We start from the raw sequence: 24,143 nt of genomic DNA, 5'->3' as shown, positions 1-24,143 counted from the left end.
TTTAGCAATATTATCATGGTTTGCAATTAAAAGATACTATAACAAGAAATATTTTTTATTGAAAGATGTATTAGTAAAATCAAATCATACTATTGGCGTTTCCATAATTGCACCGGCTTTTAATGAAGCTACAACTATTGAATACAATGTAAAATCCCTGCTTTCACAAGAGTATCCAAAATTTGAAGTTGTTATTGTTAATGACGGTAGTACTGATAAAACACTCGAAATATTAATCACTAAATTCAATCTGGTTAAAGTAGATTTTTTTTATCAAGAAAAAATACCTACTCAAGAAGTTATTGGTCATTATAAATCGACAAATCCTATTTACTCTAAATTATTAGTTGTAGATAAAATCAATGGAAAAAGTAAAGCCGATGGATCAAATGCAGGAATAAATTCAGCTAAATTCAATCTTTTTATATGTACTGATGTTGATTGTATTTTAAGAAAAGATACCGTTTCCATGTTGGCAAAGCCATTTATAGAGAACACTAAAAGAGTAATAGCAACTGGTGCTGCAATTAGAATATCCAATTCTTGCGAGTTTAAAGACGGTATGCTCTATCGCTCTCATTTTCCGACTAATTTTTTTGCAGGATTTCAGGAATTAGAGTACATACGCTCCTATTTATTTGGTAGAATGGCTTGGACTAGCGTTAACGGTTTATTATTGGTTTCTGGTGGATTGGGTATGTTTGATAAGGAAGTCGCAATTGAAGCGGGTGGTTATTGGCATAAATCTCTTGGAGAAGACATGGAACTTATTACGCGCATGAGAAAGTTAATGCATCATAAAAAAGAACAATTTTCAATAATCTATATTCCCGAATCCCTTTGTTGGACTGAAGTTCCTAGTACTTTAGAAATATTTTTACGTCAACGGGTAAGGTGGGCAAGAGGATTAGTACAAACATTGAATTTACATCGAGACGTTTTTTTAAATCCCAAATACGGAAAAACAGGCTTTTTAATTTTTCCATATTTTGTTTTTTTTGAGTTTTTGGTCCCTATTTTGGAAGTATTTGGATTGACTATCTTACTCTTAGACTTAATATTTTTTAGTGTAAATGTGCAACATCTTATTATAGGCACAAGTTTTGTGTACTTATTTTATATTACTATTACACTTATTTCCGTATTTTCGGATCAAGTCATTTATAAACATTATACTGGATTAAAGGAGGTTTTAATACTAATTTTTATGATTTTCATGGAGCCTTTAGTTTTTCACCCTATAAATGTATTTGCTTCAATTAAAGGATATTGGCACTTTTTTAAGCAAAAAGAACAAAAATGGGGAGTACAAGTGAGACAAGGATTTAATGCACCTAAGAATTAACAAATGAAGAAAACAATATTTATTATCTTATCGATAATACTCATCAATACCAGCGTACGAGCTCAAAAAATTGACACGGATAGTTTATTAGTAAAAGCTTACTATGAATTAAATACTGCCAAAAATAATACTAAAGCTATTGAACTTGGCCGTTTGGGAATAACCGAAGCTGCTGACTATGTTGATTTTTACATGGTTTTAGGAAGAGCATATATGAATACAAAACAAACAGATAGCGCTAGAGTCTATTTCAATCATGTCATTGATAAAAACCCTCAATACCAAGAGGCATTTTCTTATTTAACAAAATTAGAAATTCAAAATAAAAATTTTAAAAACGCAAGCAACACTATTGATAAAGCCCTTCAATTTTATCCTGATGATTTAGACTTTAATTTATTAAAATTAAATATCATCCAACTTAAAAATGAAGACAATGATGACGAGACGTTAAGCTTCCTTAATAGTTTAATCGAAAAATATCCTTCTAATTTAGATCTAAAACAAAGACTGACACAGTTAAAAACCAAAACAAATTCAGACAGAGTAGGCGTAAATTACAGCTTCACAACATTTAGTAGAGAAAGCGTAGGTCCATGGCAATTAACAGGCTTACAATATATTAGAGAAAGAAAAAAGTTTACTCTTATAGGTCGAATAAATTATGCTGATAGGCAATCTTTTGGTAATAGTATTGGTGCTGGATTTCAATATGAAATTGAATCCTACATAAAAAATAATGCTAAGAGCTATTCTTATGTAACTGCTTCCCTTAGTGATGCAATTGTATTTCCAAAATTAAGGCTTGGATATTCCTATTTTCATAATTTTGAAAAAGGATGGGAAGCTGATCTTGGTATGCGTTATACAAAGGCTGCTGATGATAACATATATGCTGCGGTTTTTGGTGTTGGAAAATACATCGGTTCGTACTGGTTAAACCTTAGATCCTATTTACAAATAAGTCAAAACGATGTAAATCCCGCATTTACTGCCACAGCAAGATATTATTTTAATACAAAATACGATTACGCTACCGTATTACTAGGTTATGGGTCTTCACCTGATGAAAGGGTTTCTTTAGTTGATGTTGAAAAAAGAATATCCTTAAGCTCATATAGAATAGGTGCTGGATATTATAAATTAATTAATGAACATTACTTGACCGGAATTCAAACCATATTTAACAATCAAGAATATGTGTCTACCAAGACCCAAAATGAATTCGAAGTCTTCTTAACGTTCCAATATAAATTTTAAGATGTTTCCTAAAAAATTGATTTTAAAAACCATAATAATCCTTTTTATTATAAGCTTCAAAATGATGGCTCAAAATGATCTTGTTATTAAAGACCAAACGATAAACAAAAATGTAATCACTATTGCATCCGAAAGTGAAAAACCTGCAGCAACATTATTAAAAAAGTATTTAGACAAGTCTTTTAAAAGTGCTTTCATTATCCAAAACACTTTTAATCAAGACTCAGAAAATACAATAATTCATCTTGAAATAAAAGCTTTAGAAGACAATAGTACCTTTATAATTAAGAGTGATATTAGAGATATTTTTCTGGTTGCTCCTAATGCAAAATTACTCCGCTATGCAATATATACGCTTTTGGAAAAATGGGGTTTTAGAAAATTTACCGCACAAGAAACATACATTCCAAAACTAAACCTTGTTAAATTTCCAAAAAACAACGAAGAAATTAACAAACCCTCTTTTGAATATCGTGCTTTATTATATCCTGATGCATATGACGAAGATTTTAGAGATTGGCATAAATTAGACTGGCATATTGATGATTTTAGCGTTTGGGGACATTCCTTTAACATGCTTCTATCCGCTAAAGATTACTTTAAAACGAATCCTGATTTTTTTGCATTATACGAAGGTAATCGCAACACTGAATCACTTTGTATGACTAATGACACTGTAGTTGATTTAGTTATAAAAAAAATGACACAAGTAATTTCAGAACATCCAAATGCACAATTTTATTCTGTTAGTCAAAATGATGATGTTGTTTATTGTGAATGTACTAAATGTAGTACTATAAACCATAAACATGGAGGTCCGCAAGGCTCGCTTTATTATTTTTTAAACAAAATAGCAGTGCATTTTCCAAAAACAAAAATCACGACTCTTGCTTACTTACATACATTTAAACCACCAACAAATTTAAAGATACAAGCAAATATTTATACCCTACTTTGCCCGATTGAGTTGAACAGAGGAAAAGCAATTACTGAAGATAATTATAGTAAACCATTTAGGAAAAATATTCAAGACTGGAATCTTACCACTTCTAATTTATATTTATGGGATTATACCGTACAATTCTCTAATTATATGTCTCCTTTTCCTAACATCCATACCTTATCTGATAATTATAAATTTTTTAAAAAGAATAATATAAAAGGATTATTTGTGCAAGGATACGCTGATGTACCTGGTGACCTATCAGAATTAAGACAGTATCTTTTAGCTAAATTATTATGGAATACTGAAATCGACATTGATGCCACGACAGATGATTTTTTAAGGGGCTTCTATGGTAAAGCTGCGCCAAATGTTAGAAAGTATTTAAACCTATTAACTGAAAATCAACAAAAATCAAATGCCTATCTTGATATTTATTCTGGTCCTGTTCAAAGTCGCAATACATTTTTGACACCAGAAGCAATGGATCAATATGACACTATTATTGACGCAGCTGAAATTGCAGTAGCTGATGATTCAATTTTAGCATCAAGAGTTCAAAAAATAAGATTAACGCTAGAATATGCTTTTTTTGAACAATCAAAATTTTATGGACAAGACAAGCACGGTATGTTTATTGTTAATCAAAATGGTACTAAAGAATTAAAAAAAGGGTTAAATGAAAGAGTATTAAATTTTACCAAAAAATGTACTGAATTAGGAATATACGAATTAAGCGAAGCAGGAACAACACCTGAAAATTATTATAAAGAGTGGCTAGAGATTTCTAATAATACAACCAGACATTTAGGCGAAAATTTAAAAGTAAAATTATTAACACCAGCTGCTGAAGATTTTATAGGTAAAGGAAGCTACGGACTTGTAGACGGGACAAGAGGTTACAAAGATTTCAATATTAACTGGATTGGTTGGTACGGCAATAATCCCGAGATAGAAATAGAAACTAATAATACCGTTTTTAATCAAATAAAAATGAATTTTCTTGATGATCAAAGACATTGGATTTTTTTACCAAAAAAAATTACAGTTTATGGCTTCAAAAACAACAAATGGACATTTATCAACTCTAAAACAATTGGCGATTTAACTGAAAGTTATGAAGTAAAAATGTTAAATACAGAACTAAAAAGTAGTGAGTTTAGTATTTTTGCAAAAATAAAAATAATTATTGAAAATCATGAGGATTTACCTATTTGGCGAAAGCGAAAACATAAAAAACCCATGGTTATGATCGATGAAATTGAACTTTACAATAAAACTGAAATAATAAAATGATTCCAAAAAAAATACTGATAATTGAAGATGACAGTCTAATTATAAAGATTTTAGATTTCATTCTAAAAAAAGAAGGGTATGAAACTCATATTTCTATAGACGGGAACGATGGTATTGCACAAATTGAGCTTTTTAAACCTGATCTAATCATAACTGATGTTATGATGCCGTATAAATCTGGTTTAGAAATTACAGCATTTTCTAAAAAAAACTATCCAAAAATACCGGTAATTATTGTTTCGGCACTTGGTAAAGAAGACCTTACTGTAATAGAAGGATTTAAACTAGGTGTTGATGATTTTGTTGCTAAACCATTTAATCCAATAGAATTAACATTGCGAGTAAAACGGTTCTTATTGTAATAAATTTTGGTAAAACACCAATAAACAATATATTACAATCGCCATAAAGTCATAACCCAACTATCCTTATAAAAACGTATCTTTGCAAAAAATATACGTTTTATGAGCACTTTTGAGCAATTTAATCTTCCTAAATCAGTACAAAAAGCAATTGATGATTTAGGCTTTACATCACCTACTCCCATTCAGGAAAAAACTTTTTCTGTAATTATGTCTGGAAGAGATATGATGGGAATTGCCCAAACTGGTACTGGTAAAACATTTGCCTACTTATTACCACTTTTAAAATTATACAAGTTTACGCCTGGCCACACTCCAAAAATTGTAATTCTAGTTCCTACACGTGAATTAGTTGTACAAGTTGTGGACGAAATCGAGAAATTGACTAAATACATGTCGGTTAGAACGATTGGTATTTTTGGAGGTGTAAATATCAACACTCAAAAAACAGCCGTTTATACTGGTTGTGATATTCTTGTAGGTACACCGGGTAGAATAATGGATTTAACATTAGATAATGTTATTCGTTTTGAGGAAATGCAAAAATTAGTTATTGATGAGTTTGATGAAATGCTGAACTTAGGTTTCCGTGTACAACTGACTTCTATCTTGGCTATGATGCCAAAAAAACGTCAGAACATTCTTTTCTCAGCTACAATGACTGAAGAAGTGGATGCTATCTTGAACGATTATTTTGATTACCCGCAAGAAGTTACACTTTCTGCTTCAGGAACTCCACTTGAAAACATCAAGCAGATTACCTATAATGTTCCCAACTTTAATACAAAAATCAATTTACTAAAGCATTTATTAGCGACTAACGAAGACATGAGTCGTGTTTTAGTATTTGTAAACAATAAAAAAATCTCTGATATGGTTCATGAACGAATCGAGGAAGATTTTGATGGTCAATTTGGAGTAATTCACTCTAATAAATCACAAAACTATCGTTTAACAACGATGGCAGAATTTCAAGAAGGAAATTTACGTGGTTTGATTACTACTGATATTATGGCTAGGGGTTTAGATATCTCAAATATTACCCATGTTGTTAACTTTGAAATGCCTGAAATGCCAGAACTTTACATGCACCGTATAGGTAGAACTGGTCGTGCAGATAAAACGGGTACTGCATTAAGCTTTGTTACTCCTCGTGAGGAAGAGTTCAAAGTAGAGGTAGAAGTTTTAATGAATATGGAATTAAGCATCGATGCTTTTCCTGAAGAAGTCGAAGTTTCATTAAAATTAATCGAACCTGAGAAAGACAGACAACCGATGAAGTTCATGATGAAAAAAGTAAAACTTGAAGGTGATGGAGCGTTCCAAGAGAAGAGCAAGAAAAACAAAAAGGTCAACTTAGGTGGACCTGGAGTTACCAAGAAAAAAACACATGGTTCTGTAAACAGAAATATGTTAAAAATTCAAGCCCAAAAGAAGAAAAAGAAGAAAAAATAGCTTCTCTAAAATATAAAAAGTCCCGAAATCACATTTTGATTTCGGGACTTTTTATTTACTACTGTTCCGTAAATATTAAACAAACTGGCGCACACAACTCAATTCGTTTTCCAGTATCTGTTAAGGCTCCGGTAATTATATCACGCTTAAAAACCACAACATTATTACTATACTGATGCGCGACTAATAAATAATTTCCAGTGGGGTCAATAGCAAAACTTCTAGGACCGTCTCCTAATGTGCTTAGTTCTCCCTTAGATTTTAATTTTCCGTTTTTTAAGATTTCAAAAGTTGAAATTGTATTTGCCTCTCCCCTATTTGTAACATATAAAAATTTTCCATTAGGGGCTATTGCTATCGCCGCGGCAGTAAATTTCCCTTTAAATCCTTTTGTTAAAATAGATGTTGTTTGTATTTTTTTAAGTTGGCCTTCATTGTGACTGTAAACTGTTAAAGCGCCGTCAAGTTCATGCACTAAATACAAATACTTACCGTCATCACTAAATGTTAAATGTCTTGGTCCGCTTCCTGCTGCTACCTTCATGCTATCAACTAATTTCAAAGGAGTTTCTTTTGCATTAGCATCATAAGCGTAAGTAAATACCTGATCAGTACCCAGATCAGTTGCTAATACAAACTTTTTATCTGGCGAAAATTGTACCATATGTACATGAGGCCCTTCTTGTCTACTCGCATTTACACCTTTACCATGATGTTGCACTAGTTGTTTTATTTCGCCAATACTTCCATCGTTATTTTTTTCTAAAACGGTAATACTCCCTCCAGAATAATTTGCCGTAATAATATTCTTTTCATCATTAATTAAATAACAAGGATCAGCACCTTTAGTTTCTTGCTTATTTAATGGTGCAACTGTAGCTTTATTAGCTTTGTAACTAAAGGCGCTCACATAACTATCACTCCCATTTTCATTAACACTATAAATAAATTTATTATCAGTTGAAACCGATAAATAACTTGGATTTACAACTGCACTAGAACTGTTTTCATAACTAAAATCTCCCGTTTCTGAATTGAAATTGTAAAGGTAAATTCCGTTACTCTCACAACTGTTTGTATAAGTACCTATTACTAAGTTGAAATCTTTATTTTGTGCCTGAATAGTCGAAATTAGTAAAATTATAACAAATGTAAAATACTGCCTTTTCATGTTTTTAGCTTTTTTAATAGATAGCTAAAATACATATTATTCTAATAATGGCATAGATTAATAAACAAGTTCAAAAAATTACAGCAACATCAATTAAAACTGTGTACAAATTTGTATTTTTGAGTCATTAATTCAATGATAGCATTGAAAACACAACCAGAAGAGATAAAGTACTACTTGAATGCAATTTAAAAATCCTGAAATTTTATATTTTCTGTTCTTATTAGTGGTGCCTATTTTGGTTCATTTATTTCAATTACGCCGTTTTAAAACGCAATATTTCACGAATGTTCGTTTTTTAAAAGCATTATCCATTCAATCTAGAAAGAGCGCTACAATAAAAAAATGGTTGTTACTTGCTTGTCGTTTGCTTTTACTAACTGCCTTAATTATTGCTTTTGCACAACCTTTTTATCTAGCCAAAGATGCTAAAAATGCTTCAAATGAGCTGTATATTATTCTTGATAATTCCTATAGTATGCAAGCAAAAGGCAAAAAAGGAGAACAACTGAAGCGTGCCATTCAAGAATTACTAGAAAATACAGCCGAAAAAACTCACTTCTCGTTACTTACTAATACAGATACTTATTGGAACACAGATATCAAAGCCATAAAAAACAGTTTACAAAACTTAGATTATAGCGCAATTCCGTTTGAACTGGAAAACCAAATAACTAAAATAAAAGCGCATAAAACCGCATATAATAAAGACATTGTTATTATTACAGATGCTTTAGACTTAAGTAGTAAACAATTAAACGGGATTGATAAAAAAGACAACACTTATTTTATAATTCAAAAATCAGAACAAAAAAACAATACAGCAATTGATAGCGTTTACATCAATAAAACAGTTGATAATTTTTACGAAATAAGCGTTAATCTATCTCATTACGGAGATAAAGGACAAGCAATTCCTATTGCAATTTACAATCAAAATCAATTAATTGCAAAAACGCAACTTCGCTTTGAAACTGATAAACAAACCGCTCAATTCACTATTCCAAAAACTGCATTTAATGGTTTTGTAAGCATTGAAGATGGTGGATTGACTTATGATAACAAACTTTATTTTTCTATTGCTGATCTTAAAAAAAATAAGGTAACAAGTATTGGAGATCCTCAAAAAAGTGATTTCCTTAAACGAATTTACACTCCTGATGAGTTTGATTTTAAAGCTGTTTCATTAAACACACTCAATTATAATGATTTAGAAAACCAAGATGCCATTGTATTGAATGAATTAGAGGAGATTCCGCAAGCACTGCAAACAACCTTAAAATCTTTTGTCTCTAAAGGAGGAAATCTTATAATTATTCCTGCAACAAATAGCACGATTACGGCTATCAATCCGTTTTTAAAAACTTTTGGCTCCGTACAGTTTCAAAAAAAGGAAACTATTGAAAAACAGCTTACAAAAATCAACTTTAACCACCCTTTATTCAAAGATGTATTTGAAGGTAAGGTCAAGAACTTTCAATATCCTACTACAAAAACTTCTTTTCTACTTACGCCTTCTGGATCAGTGGCATTAGCTAACAACGATCAATCATCGTTTTTGAGTACTATTGCTAGTAATGGAGGGAATGTATCTGTTTTTTCGGCTGCGTTGAATATTGAAAATTCAAATTTCCAACAATCTCCTTTGATTGTGCCTAGCTTTTATAAAATGGCAATTAGCAATCAAAACAATACTATAAAAGCTTTTACAATTGGTAATTCAAATACTTATTTTGTTACTGCTGCTCTTTCAAAAGATGCGATTTTAACGGTGAAAAATAAAGACGAACAATTCATCCCTATTCAACAAGTTTTGAATAATAAAGTAAAATTACTTTTCAATGATTACCCATTACATGCTGGTAATTTTGAAATTTTAAAAGAAAATAAAAATATTGACGCCCTTAGCTTTAATTACTCCCGCACTGAGAGTAATTTGGCTCCAGCCAATTTAAAAATACTAGACAATTATAAAACAATCGATTCAATTGAAGCCGTTTACGATAGCTTGCAAAGCGATAGAACAGATAATCAAGTTTGGAAATGGTTTGTTATCTTTGCACTGTTCTTTTTGCTTAGCGAAATGGCAATTATCCGATTCATGAAATAAATAAGTTCCTTTTAATTCAGCACTTAACACAACACAGCTATGAAATTAATCATCAGAGAAGCAAAAATTATTGATACAAAAAGTCCCTTTCACAATCAGACTGTAGATATTTTAATTGCCGATGGTTTTATAAAAAAAATAGGCAGCAAACTGGCTAATCCTGATGGATTTGAAGAAATAACACAAGATAATCTTCACATTTCACAGGGTTGGTTTGACAGTAGTGTTTCATTAGGAGAACCAGGTTTTGAAGATCGTGAAACTATTGCCAACGGACTCAAAGTAGCCGCAAAAAGTGGTTTTACAGGAATTGCTTTGCAGCCCAACTCTTTTCCGGTTATTGACAATCAATCACAAGTTTTATTTGTAAAAAACAAAGCATTACAGAGCGCCACAGAGTTATTCCCAATAGGTGCTTTGACAAAAGGAAGTGAAGGAAAAGACATGGCGGAATTATTTGATATGAAAAATGCTGGTGCAGTAGCTTTTGGTGATTATAACAAGAGCCAGGCTAATGCCAATATGCTAAAAATAGCGTTACAATACGTACAGGATTTTGATGGATTGGTTATTGCGTACCCACAAGATGAAATGATAAAAGGCCATGGCGTGGTTAATGAAGGGATTGTTTCGACTCGATTAGGATTAAAAGGAATTCCAAATCTAGCTGAAGAGTTACAAATTGCTCGTAATTTATTTTTACTCGAATATACGGGCGGAAAGCTACATATCCCAACTATTTCTACAGCAAAATCTGTTGCATTAATTAGTGAGGCTAAAGCCAAAGGATTAGCAGTAACCTGTAGCGTAAGTGTGCATCATCTTGTACTTACTGACCAAAAATTAGAACAATTTGACACTCGTTATAAAGTGACACCACCTTTAAGAACTGAAACGGATAGAAAAGCATTACTAGAAGGAGTAAATAATGGCACAATAGACATGATAACCTCTGACCACAACCCTATCGATATTGAGCATAAAAAAATGGAATTTGATGCCGCCAAAGATGGAACAATAGGTTTAGAAAGCGCTTTTGCAGCCTTAATGACCGTATTGCCTCTTGAAACTGTAATTAATAAATTAACTGCAGGAAAAAATATTTTCAAAATTGAATCGAATACTATTCAAGAAGGAAGTAAAGCTAATTTGAGTTTGTTTAATCCTGAAGGAGAGGTAGTTTTTACAAAAAAATCCATAGTATCTAAATCTCTTAATTCGGCTTTCTTAGGGTTAACTTTAAAAGGAAAAGCCTACGGAATAATAAATCAAGAACAAATAATATTAGCATAACACTATGAATAATACAATTGAAAAAGGAAAAACAGCTGCAATAACAAGTTACATACTAGGTATAGGCGTTTTTATTGCTATGTCTATGAATGCTGAAGACAAAAATGCGTTTGCTTCTTTTCACATTCGCCAAGGATTAGGATTAACATTAACCTTTATTTCTTTGGGATTAATCATTAGTAATTTTGACAGCTTATTGATCTCTGCTCCTATGTGGATTTGCATTTCTGTCCTATGGTCTTACGGAATTTTTAGCGCTATTAAAGGAGAAACAAAACCACTCCCTTTACTAGGTGATTTGTTCCAAAAATGGTTTAAAAGTATCTCTTAAAATATAAAAAATGAAATTATCCTTAGAATATCTCATCAGAGAACCTAAAATAAAATTAGATAAAAACCCGTTATTGCTATTATTGCATGGATACGGTAGTAATGAAGAAGACTTATTCTCTTTTGCGACAGAACTTCCAGAGGAATATTATGTTGTTTCGGCACGTGCCCCTTACAACATGCAGTACGGTAGTTATGCCTGGTACGCAATTAATTTTGACGCAGACGAGAACAAATTCTCTGACAATGAACAAGCAAAATCATCACGAGATTTGATTTTGAAATTTGTTGATGAATTAATCGCAACCTACCCTATTGATCCTAAAAATGTCATTCTTACTGGCTTTAGCCAAGGTGCTATATTGAGCTATGCTGTAGCATTATCGCATCCTGATAGAATAAGCAAAGTTGTCGCTTTGAGCGGATATGTAAATGACGAAATCATAGCTAATAATTATCAAAATAACGATTTCTCAAAATTAAAAATATTTCATTCTCACGGAACTGTAGATCAAGTTATCCCTGTTGATTGGGCAAGAAAAACAAGTCCGTTTTTAGAAAAATTAAACATCAACGCCACTTACAAGGAGTATCCAATAGGACATGGTGTATCTCCACAAAATTTTTACGATTTTAAAAGCTGGTTATTAGCATAAAAAAAAGGTTCTCAATTGAGAACCTTTTTTTAATTTATTTTTGATACAATAAAGACTGATTGACTTCAAATGAAATGGATTGATCATCATTTACAAAGTATTTCAATAAGACCTCTCCCCAGAGATTACCATCACTAAAGTCAGCGATAATCCAACGGTGATTTAATACTTTTACTTTATTAATTATAAACTTATTTGTTCCTATTTGATCTTGACCTGTATACGGATTTCCTTTAGGATTTGCGTTAAGATCTAATAATCGTTCGGTAACAAATGGAATCAATTTTTGATGCTGAATAATTTTCGATCCATCAGCTGATTCAAAATAATTTTGTGCGTTTTCATTTTTTTCTAAAGAAAAGTAATTCGCATCAACTAATTTATTATTTACAGATTTTAAACTGTCTTTTAGTTTTGTAGTAACCTTATCGTATCGTTCTTGTTCAAAAGCTACTTGTTTGCTATAAAACATGAACGTAAAAATATTCATGAGCACTAAAAGAATGAATGCGTAAAGTAAAAATGATTTTTTCATTGGGGTAAATTATAGTGTTATTTCTAAATTATCATAAGCCAAAAAAACATTCTCTGGCAATTTTTTTTGAATCTCTTCATGGAAACCTAATAAATGGCTAATGTGTGTTAGATACGCTTTTTTTGGCTTGACCAAAGCTATGAAATCTAAGGCTTCTTCCAAATTAAAATGGGTATTATGTGGCGCCTCCCTTAAAGCGTTTATAACGAGTACTTCTAAACCTATTAATTTATCCGTCTCCTCTTTTTCTATCGTTTTCACATCAGTTAAATAAGCAAAATTATCAAAACGATAGCCAAAAACCTGTAAGCTGCCATGCATTACATTAATAGGAACAACCTTTTTATCTCCTAGAATAAAAGGTTGGTCATTTATGATCTCAATTGTTTTGACAGATGGAGCACCAGGATACCTATTTTCAGTTTCAAAAATGTATTCAAAACGTCTTTTTAAATTATCTATTACTCTTTGATGTGCATAAACAGGCATTTCGCCTTGCATGAAATTAAATGGTCTTATATCATCAAGACCTGCTGTATGATCTGCATGTTCATGTGTAAAAAGGATTCCATCAACTTTTTGACATTTAGCGCTAAGCATTTGTTGTCTAAAATCAGGTCCGCAATCGATAACGTAAGAATAAGAATCCCAACTAATCCAGATTGCAACGCGAAGTCTTTTATCCTTACTATCAACACTTTGACAAACGGGATGATTGCTTCCTATGACAGGAATTCCTTGTGATGTACCGGTACCTAAGAAATATACTTTCAATGTGCTTATATTTTTTTACAAAAATAGGATTAATTCTCTTTCATTAGAAACCTATTTAGTTAACTTTGTATCCTATTAGCCATATTTAAAATAAAATGGATACTCAAATAAAACTGAAAGGTGACAAAGTCATCGCACAAATTCCTTCGATAAAAGACAAAGCACTACGTATAAATTTGAATGAAAATATATATGGAACCTTTGCTGAGATAGGTGCTGGACAAGAAACTGTGAGGCATTTTTTTAGATCAGGTGGATCTTCTGGAACTATTGCAAAAGCGATGTCTGCATACGATAAAGACTTTAGTGATGCCATTTATGGTATTGAAGAAGATGGTCGTTATGTAACTGAAAGCCGACTTAAAAGAATGATCACTATGGAAGGTGAGCTAGTTGAAAAGCGTTTAAGTAGGGAAAAGCACCCTAATAAAATGTTTTTTAGCTACGCTAATACTGTAGCAACGATTGATTTTGCAAAACAATTTAAAGGACACGGTTGGGTAGGTATTCGCTACCAAATTGAGCCTGATGAGGATTATAACGAAATCATTCTTCACATTCGTTTTAAAGAAACTGATGCAAGATTGCAACAAGAAACACTTGGGATTTTAGGAGTAAACCTTATATATGGTGCTTTTTACAAATACAATGACCCAAAACGCTTATTGCGTTATTTATATGACCATTTAGACAAAGACCAACTTGAGATTGACACAATCAACTTCTCTGGTCCTCGTTTTGCTGATGTAGACAACCGTTTAATGAGTTTACAATTAGTTAAAAACGGAATGACTGATGCCGTAATGTTTGATCCTAACGGAAAAAACATCCTTCCGGCAGCTATTCTTTACAAGAAAAACATCCTTGCATTAAGAGGAAGTTTCCGTCCGGTTACTAAGGTAAACATGGACATGTATGAGAAATCATTAAAAATGTTTATCGAAGAAAACAAAGTAGAAAAAGAAAACACCTTAGTGGTTTTTGAAATTACCCTTTCCAACCTTCGCTCTGACGGAGAGATTGATGAAAGAGATTTCATGGATCGAGCCGAATTACTTTGTTCGCTAGGTCAAACCGTAATGATCTCTAATTTTCAAGAATACTATAAGGTAGTTGAATATTTTGCTAATTATACTAAAGCCAGAATGGGATTAGCCATGGGAGTAAATAATTTAGTAGATATTTTTGACGAAAAATATTACCGACATTTAAGTGGTGGAATACTAGAAGCTTTCGGAAAATTATTTTACCGTGATATGAAAGTGTTTTTATACCCAATGTCTGATGAAAATGGAGAAATAATTAATTCTGACAATTTAAAAGTACATCCTAGAATGAAAGAATTGTATAAATTCTTTAAATTCAACGGTAAAGTAATTGATATTGATGATTATGATCCTGAAACTTTAGAGGTTTTTTCACGCGAAGTACTAAAAATGATTAATGAAGGAAAACCAGGATGGGAACCAATGTTACCTTCAGGAATTGCCGAAATCATTAAGGAGCATTACCTTTTTGGGTATGACCCAAATAAGATTTTAAAAGAAATCAACTAAACATTTACAAAATAAATTTAATTTAACTAAAGAAGAATCACGTAGATGAATTGTTATATTTTGGGTGTTATTAGTTTGTTTTCACATTTTGATAACTCAAGTGCGAATTTAAGAAAAGAACTTAAATTAAATTCAATAGATAAAAATCACGAAATTGCATCATCACTTGATGATGCAAAAAGTGACTTTCGTTTAAGCAAAAATACATCCCGTAAAATTGTTTTTTTAGAAAAACTAGACAGTACAAAACATAGTGCAATAACAATAGGCGAAATAACCTCTAACATCAATACCCTTTCTGATGTTAAAACCGATAAGCCAACTGGAAAAATCAAAACTAATGGAATTGTAACTTATAGAATTTTTTTTACTGGTAAAATTGAAAAACAAATCCCTAAAATCATAAAAAAAGGGAATGAAAATAAATACAAATACGTTTACATTGATAAAAAATGTAATGAATTTGATTTAGGTGACTATACGTTCAAGAAAACTCCTGTATATAGAGGTACTAAAGATGAATTTGTAAATCTTATTAATTTAGAAGAAGTACCCAAGTATTTCAAAAAAGGCAATCATCAATACCACTTCAATATTGATTCGGAGCGATCTTACGTGAATGAAAGAACATTAGCTAGTTTTTTTGGCGCGATGCTTGAAGTTAATTATTTAGACATTAGCTGCAATGGTTTTAGCCACGAAGATGGCTCCAGTAGACCTAGCAGAAGTCATATTAATGGCAATAATGGCGATTTTAAATACCTAAGAATTAATAAAACTATGAAATGCGGCTCTGGAACTAGTTTAAATATTAGTAAATCCCCTGCTGTACTCGACGTTACACGACAAAACAAATGGATTGATGCCTTATACAAATTTGGCTGGAAACAAATGCTCGGTTGGTCTTATACTATTGATAAAAAAACTGAATATTTACATCACATTACACATAAGACAAAAAATCACCATCATCATTTGCATGTTCAAAGTTACGAACCACAATTTAAAGAAATAAAACTATGAAAAAAGCAGCTTTATTATTACTATTAATAGTCGTTTTTTCATGTAAAAAAGAAGGTGAAAAATCTACCAATACCAAAACAGAAATAGCTAAAACAGATAGTATTGTTTATAATACTAATGATTTTCAGCCACATTTAAAATTAGAAGATGAGTTCAGTGAATTTGAATTAACTGGACTTAAAAATCCTGAAAAGTTCACCGCTGCAGAGCTTACTTATCCGATAAAAGAGAATGAATTTGATTTTAAAAAATCAGCTGACTTTGATTATTTTACCGTTAATGATTTTAATGTAGACAAAACAAAATGTAAAATAATCGCTTTTTCATCTTATGGAGAAAATGACTCAAAAATAGTTAACTTGCAATTAAACAGTTATCAATCAGGCGAACAAAAAGATGCTTTATTACTTGATTGTAGGTTCACTTTTGAAACGGAATACTACCGTAATTTTGAAATTAAAAAAAACGGTACTGTTATCATAAAAAAAATTGCTGTTAATGGTTTACTTTACAATAATGACGGTGATATTACAGGTGAGAAAGCAGTAAACGACACAACCACTGAAGTTGTAAAATATAAAATGAATGCTAATGGTCAGTTTGTAAAGTTTTAGTTTTACACTTATTCCTCTAGCAACCAAATATAAAAAAGGCTCTAAGTAAAATTTAGAGCCTTTTTTATGTATTATTTCAAAATTTGCGCAGCGTGCTCTTTTGTTTTTACTTTTTCGATTACTTCATCTATGATTCCGTTTTCATCGATTACAAAAGTGGTTCTGTGAATTCCGTCGTATTCTTTACCCATGAATTTTTTAGGTCCCCAAACTCCAAATGCTTCGATTACTGCTTTATCTTCATCGGCTAATAAAGGAAAAGGAAAATTGTATTTTTCTTTAAACTTAGCTTGTCTTGCAGCAGGATCTGCACTTACTCCTAATAACGCATAATTATTAGCTTCAAAACGTTCAAAGTTATCTCTTAAGTCACATGCTTCTGCAGTACAACCTGGCGTACTTGCTTTTGGGTAGAAAAAAACAACTAGTTTTTTACCTTTATAATCGGCTAGTTTATGTGTGTTTCCGTCTTGATCTACTCCTGAAAAAGCGGGTGCTTTATCTCCTTTTTTTAATGTTGTCATAAGTTTGTATTTTATTTATACGCGTTGTTAACCGCAAGATTCATTATTTTTTAACTTGTTGTATCAAATTTATGTACTGCTTTATGCCCCAGATGGTCGTGGAAAGCCCGGACTGAAAAAACCTATTTTTTTTCTTGGTAAAAAAGAGCGACCATAGGAAGCTCCTTATTTACCTTAGAAAAAAAGGTTTTTGAAGGAGGACTTGTAACATACAGCTGGATTAGGCACATGATAAAAATTATGCTATTTTTACAAGATATAAAATTACAAAAATGACTAAGCAAGAACGGGTAACATTTGTTATAAATACGTTAAAAGAATTATATCCTACCATCCCAATTCCGTTAGATCATAAAGATCCTTATACGTTGTTGATTGCGGTTTTGCTTTCGGCGCAATGTACTGATGTACGTGTGAACCAAATTACGCCTTTGTTGTTTGCTAAGGCTGATAATCCTTATGATATGATCAAAATGTCTGAAGAGGAAATCAGGGATATTATACGTCCTTGTGGGCTTTCGCCAATGAAATCTAAAGGCATACATGGCTTGTCACATATTTTAATCGATAAACATAACGGTATTGTTCCCCAGAGTTTTGAATACTTAGAAGAATTACCTGCAGTGGGACATAAAACCGCTAGTGTTGTGATGTCACAAGCCTTTGGAGTTCCTGCTTTTCCTGTAGACACACACATTCACCGATTGATGTATCGCTGGAATTTAACCAATGGTAAAAATGTTGTACAGACTGAAAAAGATGCCAAACGTATTTTTCCAGAGGAGATATGGAACGACCTCCATTTACAAATTATTTGGTACGGAAGGCAATATTCTCCAGCTCGCGGTTGGGATTTAGAAAAGGATATTATTACCAAAACAATAGGTAGAAAAACAGTTATAAACGACTATCATAATAAATAATCAACTCTTTTACACAAGCGTTTGTTTAGAAAAAACTCAGTTTGATCATGATATTTTTTCCAGCTGCTATGGCTGTTTTATTATCTACAAATCTAATAGTGTACAAATTAGGATTAGTTGCTAATTGTTGCCAAGAAGCGCCGCTATCATTAGAATAATAAACTCCCGAAGCACCAACACTCACTAAAGATTTACCTTTACTATTAGGTACATATTGTACGCAAGAACTGTAACCAAAACCACTATTTTCAGCGACTAATTCCCATGTCTTTCCGCCATCACTAGTACGTGCTTTATTCCCGTAATTTTGATCTGGTTTTTCATAATTTCCACCAGCAACAAAACCATTTTTAGCATCATAAAAATCGGCCGTAAAGATGCCTGTCATTGCTTCGCCTTGTACTATAGGCGTGATGTGTTTTTGCCATGTTTTTCCTTTATCAGGGGAGACAATTACGTTTGCCTTTTTACCTCCACTCACAATCCAAGTAGTGTTGTTTTTTATAACGATATTTGTATTACTAGCTGCAAAAGCGGCTTCGCCTTCATCAACTTTAGGTAATGCATCACAATTCACTTTTTGCCAAGTATTTCCACCATCTCTGGTAATAATAACCGAAAGACAATTTGCAATAGGATCCCCCATTGCGATTCCCTCTTTATCATTCCAGAATTTCATGCTGTCGTAAAACACTTTTTCATGCTTTTCTTGATATACTACATTAACCATTAAATCTTTCTTATTTATTTTATACAGCATGGCTGGATTTGCGACATTTAAGATAAATAATGACGTACTATTTTGAGCGATACTTCTAAATTCAAGATTTTCTACTGGAATTATGTTTTCAACTTTATGGGTACTTTTTAAATTGTAATATCCATAACGTGAATTATTAGCTGCGTACCAAACTTTATCTGCATCAATAGCAATTGCTCGAATGCTTATTTTATCTTCAAAAAGCGTGTCTATTTTTACTGATGTGTATTTTTTTGAAGCGGTAGCTCGGTTTTTAGTATTGGACATTTTGCAACCAGCAAGAACAAAAAGACAACTTAGTATTAAAAGATAATTTTTCATTTAGGAATATATTTTGAGCTAATTTACAATTTAAAATAAAACTCGCAATTAAGAGTAAAAAAATTATTGGCACAGTAATTGGATATTCTGTAATAACAATCATTAATACCTTTGTTATGAAAACTAAAATACTTTTATTAAGTCTTGCGACCACCGTTTTTGCATTGCAGTCACAGGCGCAAAATAGCACCAGAGTAAATGCAGCTAATTATGAAATAAGTGATAATTTAGATCTTAGAGCAGTTGCTTCTATCTTTGGGGATTCAAGAGACATTCAAGATTTTGAAAGAAAGCTAAATGATCCAGAAATCCAAATTTCGAATTTAGATCTAAATAATGATGACGAGGTAGATTATTTACGTGTTATAGAAACCGTAGAAAACAAAACCCACTTAGTTGTTATTCAAGCAGTACTTGATCGTGATGTTTACCAAGATGTTGCAACTATTGATCTTGAGAGAGATCACAATAATAAAGTACAAATTCAGTTTGTAGGTAACGAGTTCATGTATGGTTCAAACTATATTTACGAGCCAGTTTATTATAGCACACCAGCAATTTATGCTTCATTCTGGACCTCTAATTACCGTCCGTATGTTTCTAGCTACAACTGGAACTACTACCCTACTTATTATAATGCGTGGAATCCTTATCCAGTGTATCGTTATAGAAATAATATTAGTGTAAACATTAACATTAATAACCGATACAACTATGTAAATTCAAGACGAAGCAATCAAGCTGTCGTTATTTATAATTCAAGACGTTCAAATGGTTACGAAAGGCTGCATCCTAATTACGCATTTTCAAGAAGAAATACTACGGTAATTAATCGTTATGAATTAGATCAATCTAGAAGCCCTAGAAGAATAAGTTCAAGAAGCGAAGTGGGATACAATAACAGAAACAGCACTTCAAGAACAGTAAGTACGAGAAGACCTCAAAATGAACGAGTATATTCTCAAAACAGAGTGACTACATCTAGAGAGTCTGAGCCTACGCGAAGAGAATACTCGCAAAGAACTTCAACTGATGCTAGACCTGTACGTACAACAACTCAAAGAGACTACTCACAAAGAAGAACTACAGCAACAACACCACAGCGAGAAAGTTCAAACACAAGTAGATCAAGAGAAAGTACGCCTCAAAGAACAGAAACGCGTAGATCAAGTAGTCAAGGAAACGGAAGTTCTACTAGACAAAGTAGTTCACAAAGAACAGAATCTAATAGAGCAACTAACTCTAGAGAATCAAACTCAGTTTCATCAAGATCAGAAAACAGACGTTCTTAGAACCATAATAAACATACATTAAAACACGGTTAAATATAGCCGTGTTTTTTTTTGTCTTTTTTTAAATAAAGCCTCTTAATTTATTTAAAAAGAGTAAATTTGACCCGTTATTTTAATTTTAGCAAATGAGCACCTCGCACAAAAACTTGCATTCCAAATTAACCTTAGGTGGTTTATTAATTACATTAGGAATAATATACGGAGATATTGGTACCTCGCCACTGTACGTAATGAAAGCCATACTTGGCGAAAGTATAATTACAGCCGATGTTGTTTTAGGAGGTATTTCTGCAGTTTTCTGGACACTGACCTTACAAACGACTATAAAATATGTAATTATCACATTAAGCGCTGATAATCATGGAGAAGGCGGAATCTTTGCATTATATGCATTAGTCAAAAAAACAAAAATTAAATGGCTTATTGTCCCCGCCATAATTGGTGGAAGTGCATTACTTGCTGACGGAATTATTACCCCTCCCATATCTGTATCTTCGGCAGTAGAAGGAATTAGAACCTACTACCCTAGTATCAATACCGTTCCTATCGTAATAGGGATTTTATTTGTCCTGTTTACAATACAGCAATTTGGAACCAAACTTGTAGGGAAATTTTTCGCACCTATGATGCTGGTTTGGTTTAGTATGCTAGGAGTTCTTGGAGTCATCCAAATTGCAAAATTTCCAGAAGTTTTTAAAGCATTCAACCCTTACTACGCTTACCACTTATTAGCTATTCACCCCGAAGGTTTTTTTGTATTGGGATTTGTATTCCTTTGTACCACTGGTGCTGAGGCATTATATTCTGACATGGGGCATTGTGGTCGAAAAAATATTCGTATCAGTTGGATTTTTGTAAAAACAGCTTTAGTATTGAATTATTTTGGTCAAGCAGCTTACTTAATACAACACGAAGGCGAAACATTGCAGTCATTAGGAGGATCAAATGGGAATCCGTTTTATCTTATCATGGCTAGCTGGTTTCAACCTATCGGAATTGTGATTTCTACGCTTGCTGCTGTAATTGCTTCTCAAGCACTTATTAGTGGTTCATTTACTTTAATTAATGAGGCAATGAGATTGAACTTTTGGCCTAAAGTAAGAATTAAATACCCTACTGAAGTAAAGGGACAATTATACATACCATCCATTAACTGGTTATTATTTATTGGTTGTGTGGGTATTGTATTGCATTTTGAAGAATCTAGCAACATGGAACATGCCTATGGTTTAGCAATTATTTTATGCATGATCATGACTACCATTTTACTTAATTTTTATTTAATCATGAAAAGGGTAAAATTATACTTCATCATCCCTTTGATTACGGTTTATCTAGCAATTGAATTGAGTTTCTTAGCAGCCAATATCACCAAATTTGCTGATGGAGGTTATGTAACCTTGATAATAGCATTGATGTTAATTTCAGTTATGACTACCTGGTACCTAGCTAAGAAAATTAGTAAAAACTATACTCGAATCGTTAAGATTGCCGATTATAAAAAAGTACTGATGGAATTAAGTGCTGATTTATCTATACCAAAATATGCTACGCATTTAGTTTACATGACCAATGCTAATCGTGTCGATGAAATTGAGGAAAAAGTAATGTATTCTATTTTACAAAAAAGACCCAAAAGAGCTGACATATATTGGTTTGTTCACGTTAATATTTTAAGTGAGCCTTATAAAACAGAATATAAAGTAACTGAAATTCTTAAAGACGATTTATACCGTGTAGATTTTAATTTAGGATTTAGAGAACCCACTAAAATCAACTTAATGTTCAAGGAAGTAATTAAGGATATGGTTAAAAAAGGAGAAGTAGATATCACGAGTCGTTATGAATCTTTAAATAAAAATAATATTATTGGCGACTTTAAATTTGTACTATCCGAAAAATTCCTTTCAAACGATAGTGATATGAGTTGGCATGAAAAAATCATCATGAATTCTTATTTCTTAATCAAGAAATTCAGTTTATCCGAAGAAAGTGCTTTTGGATTAGACAGTAGTTCTGTAAAAATAGAAAAATTCCCAATGGTGTTACATGCACCTGAAAATATAGGATTAACCCGAATTAAATAGTTCGGTTTTCAATAAATTAAGAAAAACACTGTAATACTACAGTGTTTTTTTTTGATAATGAAAATATAAAGCTAACATTCATTATTAAAAATTTATCTTTCAATCAATTAATACTACCTTTGCACCTCAATTAATAAAAATGAGATTACACAGAAATTTAGTTTACACTACTATAGATTCCTTAAATGCAATATTTAATGAAGGAGAATATGCCGATAAAGTAGTTGCAAGAGCTTTAAAAAAAGACAAACGTTGGGGAAGTTCTGACAGAAAGTTTGTTGCCGAAACCATTTACGAAATAGTAAGATGGAAACGTTTATATGCAGAAATTGCAGAAGTAAAAGAGCCATTTGACAGAGACAACATCTGGAGAATGTTTTCTGTATGGGCAGTACTTAGAGGCTACCCTATTCCTGATTGGAGACAATTAGAAGGAACACCTGAAAGAAAAATAAAAGGCCGTTTTGACGAGCTTTCTAAAATAAGAACACTTAAAGAATCTATTCCTGACTGGATGGATGAAGTAGGTGTAAAAGAATTAGGAGAAAAAGTGTGGTCAAAAGAAATCGCTGCACAAAACCAACCTGCAAAAGTTATTTTGAGAGTGAACACTTTAAAGACTACTAAAGCAGAATTAAGAGCAATCTTAATGGATTTAGACATTGATACGGATGTTTTAGAAAATCAACCAGACGCATTAGTACTTAAAGAAAGAGCGAATGTATTTATGACAGATGCCTTTAAACAAGGTTTCTTTGAAGTTCAAGATGCCAACTCACAACTTGTTGCTGCTTACCTTGACGTAAAACCAGGTATGCGTGTAGTAGATACTTGTGCAGGTGCTGGAGGAAAAACATTGCACATTGCCGCTTTAATGGAAAACAAAGGGCAGTTGATTGCTATGGATTTATATGAAAGTAAATTAAAGCAATTAAAGATAAGAGCAAAACGTGATGGTGCTTTCAATATCGAATACCGAATTATTGATAGTACAAAAATTATCAAGAAGTTACATCAGAGAGCTGATCGTGTACTTATTGACGCACCTTGTAGTGGCCTTGGAGTTTTAAAAAGAAACCCAGATGCTAAATGGAAATTACAACCTGAGTTTATTGACAATATTCGTAAAATACAGGCCGAAGTTTTAGAGAGCTATTCTAAAATTGTAAAACCAGGCGGGAAATTAGTTTATGCAACATGTTCAGTATTGCCATCTGAAAATCAAGATCAGATAGCTAAATTTTTAACTACAGATATTGGAAAAGAATTTACTTTTATTAAAGATCAAAAAATTCTTGCTCATGAATCTGGTTTTGATGGATTCTACATGGCACTTTTAGAAAGAAAAGAAGAGGTAATAAAACCTAAAGAAGTGAAAGCTGTAAAAGAAATAAAAAAAGAAGAATAAGAACATAGCATTACTACCAAATAGTTAAAAAAAAATCCTCGAAATAGTTTACACTACTTTCGAGGATTTTTTTTGTTAGAAAATAAACGAATCTATGTTCCTTAT

At 32.1% G+C, this 24,143-nt stretch carries 21 protein-coding genes; 16 read left to right on the top strand and 5 right to left on the bottom strand.

Annotated elements, in window-relative coordinates; genetic code table 11:
- Positions 1-58 precede the first annotated feature (58 nt).
- The 5 genes from ACVEGE_RS12645 (at position 59) to ACVEGE_RS12625 (ending at position 6,661) form a co-directional block, all read left to right on the top strand.
- Entirely contained in the window at positions 59-1,345 is a 1,287-nt protein-coding gene (locus tag ACVEGE_RS12645) for a glycosyltransferase (protein WP_225738041.1), read from the top strand.
- A 3-nt stretch (positions 1,346-1,348) separates the two neighbouring features.
- The gene (locus tag ACVEGE_RS12640; RefSeq protein WP_173853188.1) at positions 1,349-2,605 is read left to right on the top strand and encodes a YaiO family outer membrane beta-barrel protein; all 1,257 of its coding nucleotides are present in this window, start codon (positions 1,349-1,351) and stop codon (positions 2,603-2,605) included.
- A 1-nt stretch (position 2,606) separates the two neighbouring features.
- Complete coding sequence (locus ACVEGE_RS12635; RefSeq protein WP_225738042.1) at positions 2,607-4,844, top strand: DUF4838 domain-containing protein; 2,238 nt, start codon at positions 2,607-2,609, stop codon at positions 4,842-4,844.
- Positions 4,841-5,206: a response regulator transcription factor gene (locus tag ACVEGE_RS12630; RefSeq protein WP_173853189.1), complete on the top strand. Its 366-nt coding sequence runs from the start codon at positions 4,841-4,843 to the stop codon at positions 5,204-5,206. The genes ACVEGE_RS12635 and ACVEGE_RS12630 overlap by 4 nt, the downstream gene beginning before the upstream one ends.
- A gap of 102 nt (positions 5,207-5,308) precedes the next feature.
- Positions 5,309-6,661: a DEAD/DEAH box helicase gene (locus ACVEGE_RS12625; RefSeq protein ID WP_192499851.1), complete on the top strand. Its 1,353-nt coding sequence runs from the start codon at positions 5,309-5,311 to the stop codon at positions 6,659-6,661.
- Positions 6,662-6,719: 58 nt separating this feature from the next.
- On the opposite strand, the gene ACVEGE_RS12620 is transcribed toward ACVEGE_RS12625, so the two are convergent.
- Positions 6,720-7,832: a lactonase family protein gene (locus tag ACVEGE_RS12620; RefSeq protein ID WP_192499852.1), complete on the bottom strand. Its 1,113-nt coding sequence runs from the start codon at positions 7,830-7,832 to the stop codon at positions 6,720-6,722.
- 181 nt (positions 7,833-8,013) lie between these two features.
- Here ACVEGE_RS12620 and ACVEGE_RS12615 point away from each other — a divergent pair, with 181 nt between their 5' ends.
- From ACVEGE_RS12615 to ACVEGE_RS12600, 4 genes are read left to right on the top strand one after another with little or no spacing between them, the layout of a single operon-like run.
- On the top strand, positions 8,014-9,942 hold the full coding sequence (locus ACVEGE_RS12615) for a BatA domain-containing protein (RefSeq protein ID WP_192499853.1): 1,929 nt from the start codon (positions 8,014-8,016) through the stop codon (positions 9,940-9,942).
- A 39-nt stretch (positions 9,943-9,981) separates the two neighbouring features.
- On the top strand, positions 9,982-11,235 hold the full coding sequence (locus tag ACVEGE_RS12610) for a dihydroorotase (RefSeq protein ID WP_192499854.1): 1,254 nt from the start codon (positions 9,982-9,984) through the stop codon (positions 11,233-11,235).
- A gap of 4 nt (positions 11,236-11,239) precedes the next feature.
- Positions 11,240-11,566 (top strand): hypothetical protein, encoded by a 327-nt coding sequence (locus tag ACVEGE_RS12605; RefSeq protein WP_173853194.1) that lies wholly within the window; start codon positions 11,240-11,242, stop codon positions 11,564-11,566.
- Positions 11,567-11,576: 10 nt separating this feature from the next.
- Positions 11,577-12,221, top strand: a complete 645-nt coding sequence (locus ACVEGE_RS12600; protein ID WP_173853195.1) for an alpha/beta hydrolase — start codon at positions 11,577-11,579, stop codon at positions 12,219-12,221.
- Positions 12,222-12,255: 34 nt separating this feature from the next.
- On the opposite strand, the gene ACVEGE_RS12595 is transcribed toward ACVEGE_RS12600, so the two are convergent.
- On the bottom strand, positions 12,256-12,756 hold the full coding sequence (locus ACVEGE_RS12595; protein WP_173853196.1) for a hypothetical protein: 501 nt from the start codon (positions 12,754-12,756) through the stop codon (positions 12,256-12,258).
- 9 nt (positions 12,757-12,765) lie between these two features.
- Positions 12,766-13,530 (bottom strand): MBL fold metallo-hydrolase, encoded by a 765-nt coding sequence (locus tag ACVEGE_RS12590; protein ID WP_192499855.1) that lies wholly within the window; start codon positions 13,528-13,530, stop codon positions 12,766-12,768.
- Positions 13,531-13,625: 95 nt separating this feature from the next.
- Between ACVEGE_RS12590 and ACVEGE_RS12585 the strand changes: the two genes are divergently transcribed.
- Genes ACVEGE_RS12585 through ACVEGE_RS12575 form a run of 3 tightly spaced genes read left to right on the top strand, consistent with a single transcriptional unit; the run spans position 13,626 to position 16,723 of the window.
- A complete protein-coding gene (locus ACVEGE_RS12585; protein WP_173853198.1) occupies positions 13,626-15,086 on the top strand; it encodes a TonB-dependent receptor in 1,461 nt (486 codons plus the stop codon).
- Positions 15,087-15,131: 45 nt separating this feature from the next.
- Positions 15,132-16,109, top strand: a complete 978-nt coding sequence (locus tag ACVEGE_RS12580; protein ID WP_192499856.1) for a hypothetical protein — start codon at positions 15,132-15,134, stop codon at positions 16,107-16,109.
- Positions 16,106-16,723 (top strand): hypothetical protein, encoded by a 618-nt coding sequence (locus tag ACVEGE_RS12575; RefSeq protein ID WP_192499857.1) that lies wholly within the window; start codon positions 16,106-16,108, stop codon positions 16,721-16,723. The genes ACVEGE_RS12580 and ACVEGE_RS12575 overlap by 4 nt, the downstream gene beginning before the upstream one ends.
- 71 nt (positions 16,724-16,794) lie before the next feature.
- Here ACVEGE_RS12575 and bcp read toward each other — a convergent pair whose 3' ends face one another.
- Positions 16,795-17,247 (bottom strand): thioredoxin-dependent thiol peroxidase, encoded by a 453-nt coding sequence (gene bcp / locus ACVEGE_RS12570; protein ID WP_192499858.1) that lies wholly within the window; start codon positions 17,245-17,247, stop codon positions 16,795-16,797.
- A 272-nt stretch (positions 17,248-17,519) separates the two neighbouring features.
- Here bcp and ACVEGE_RS12565 point away from each other — a divergent pair, with 272 nt between their 5' ends.
- Positions 17,520-18,170 carry an endonuclease III domain-containing protein gene (locus ACVEGE_RS12565; protein ID WP_192499859.1) on the top strand — a complete coding sequence of 217 codons (651 nt, stop codon included), beginning with the start codon at positions 17,520-17,522 and terminating at the stop codon, positions 18,168-18,170.
- A 25-nt stretch (positions 18,171-18,195) separates the two neighbouring features.
- On the opposite strand, the gene ACVEGE_RS12560 is transcribed toward ACVEGE_RS12565, so the two are convergent.
- Positions 18,196-19,251, bottom strand: coding sequence for a WD40/YVTN/BNR-like repeat-containing protein (locus ACVEGE_RS12560; RefSeq protein WP_192499860.1), 1,056 nt, complete (start codon positions 19,249-19,251; stop codon positions 18,196-18,198).
- A 116-nt stretch (positions 19,252-19,367) separates the two neighbouring features.
- On the opposite strand from ACVEGE_RS12560, the gene ACVEGE_RS12555 reads away from it, so the two are divergent.
- From ACVEGE_RS12555 to ACVEGE_RS12545, 3 genes are all read left to right on the top strand, one after another.
- Positions 19,368-20,543 carry a hypothetical protein gene (locus ACVEGE_RS12555; RefSeq protein WP_192499861.1) on the top strand — a complete coding sequence of 392 codons (1,176 nt, stop codon included), beginning with the start codon at positions 19,368-19,370 and terminating at the stop codon, positions 20,541-20,543.
- A 125-nt stretch (positions 20,544-20,668) separates the two neighbouring features.
- A complete protein-coding gene (locus ACVEGE_RS12550; protein ID WP_192499862.1) occupies positions 20,669-22,630 on the top strand; it encodes a KUP/HAK/KT family potassium transporter in 1,962 nt (653 codons plus the stop codon).
- Between the two features lie 139 nt (positions 22,631-22,769).
- The gene (locus tag ACVEGE_RS12545; RefSeq protein WP_192499863.1) at positions 22,770-24,038 is read left to right on the top strand and encodes an RsmB/NOP family class I SAM-dependent RNA methyltransferase; all 1,269 of its coding nucleotides are present in this window, start codon (positions 22,770-22,772) and stop codon (positions 24,036-24,038) included.
- Positions 24,039-24,143: the final 105 nt, after the last annotated feature.

The organism is Flavobacterium sp. PL002 (genome assembly GCF_054165825.1).
This window is presented reverse-complemented; position numbering and strand designations above follow the sequence as displayed.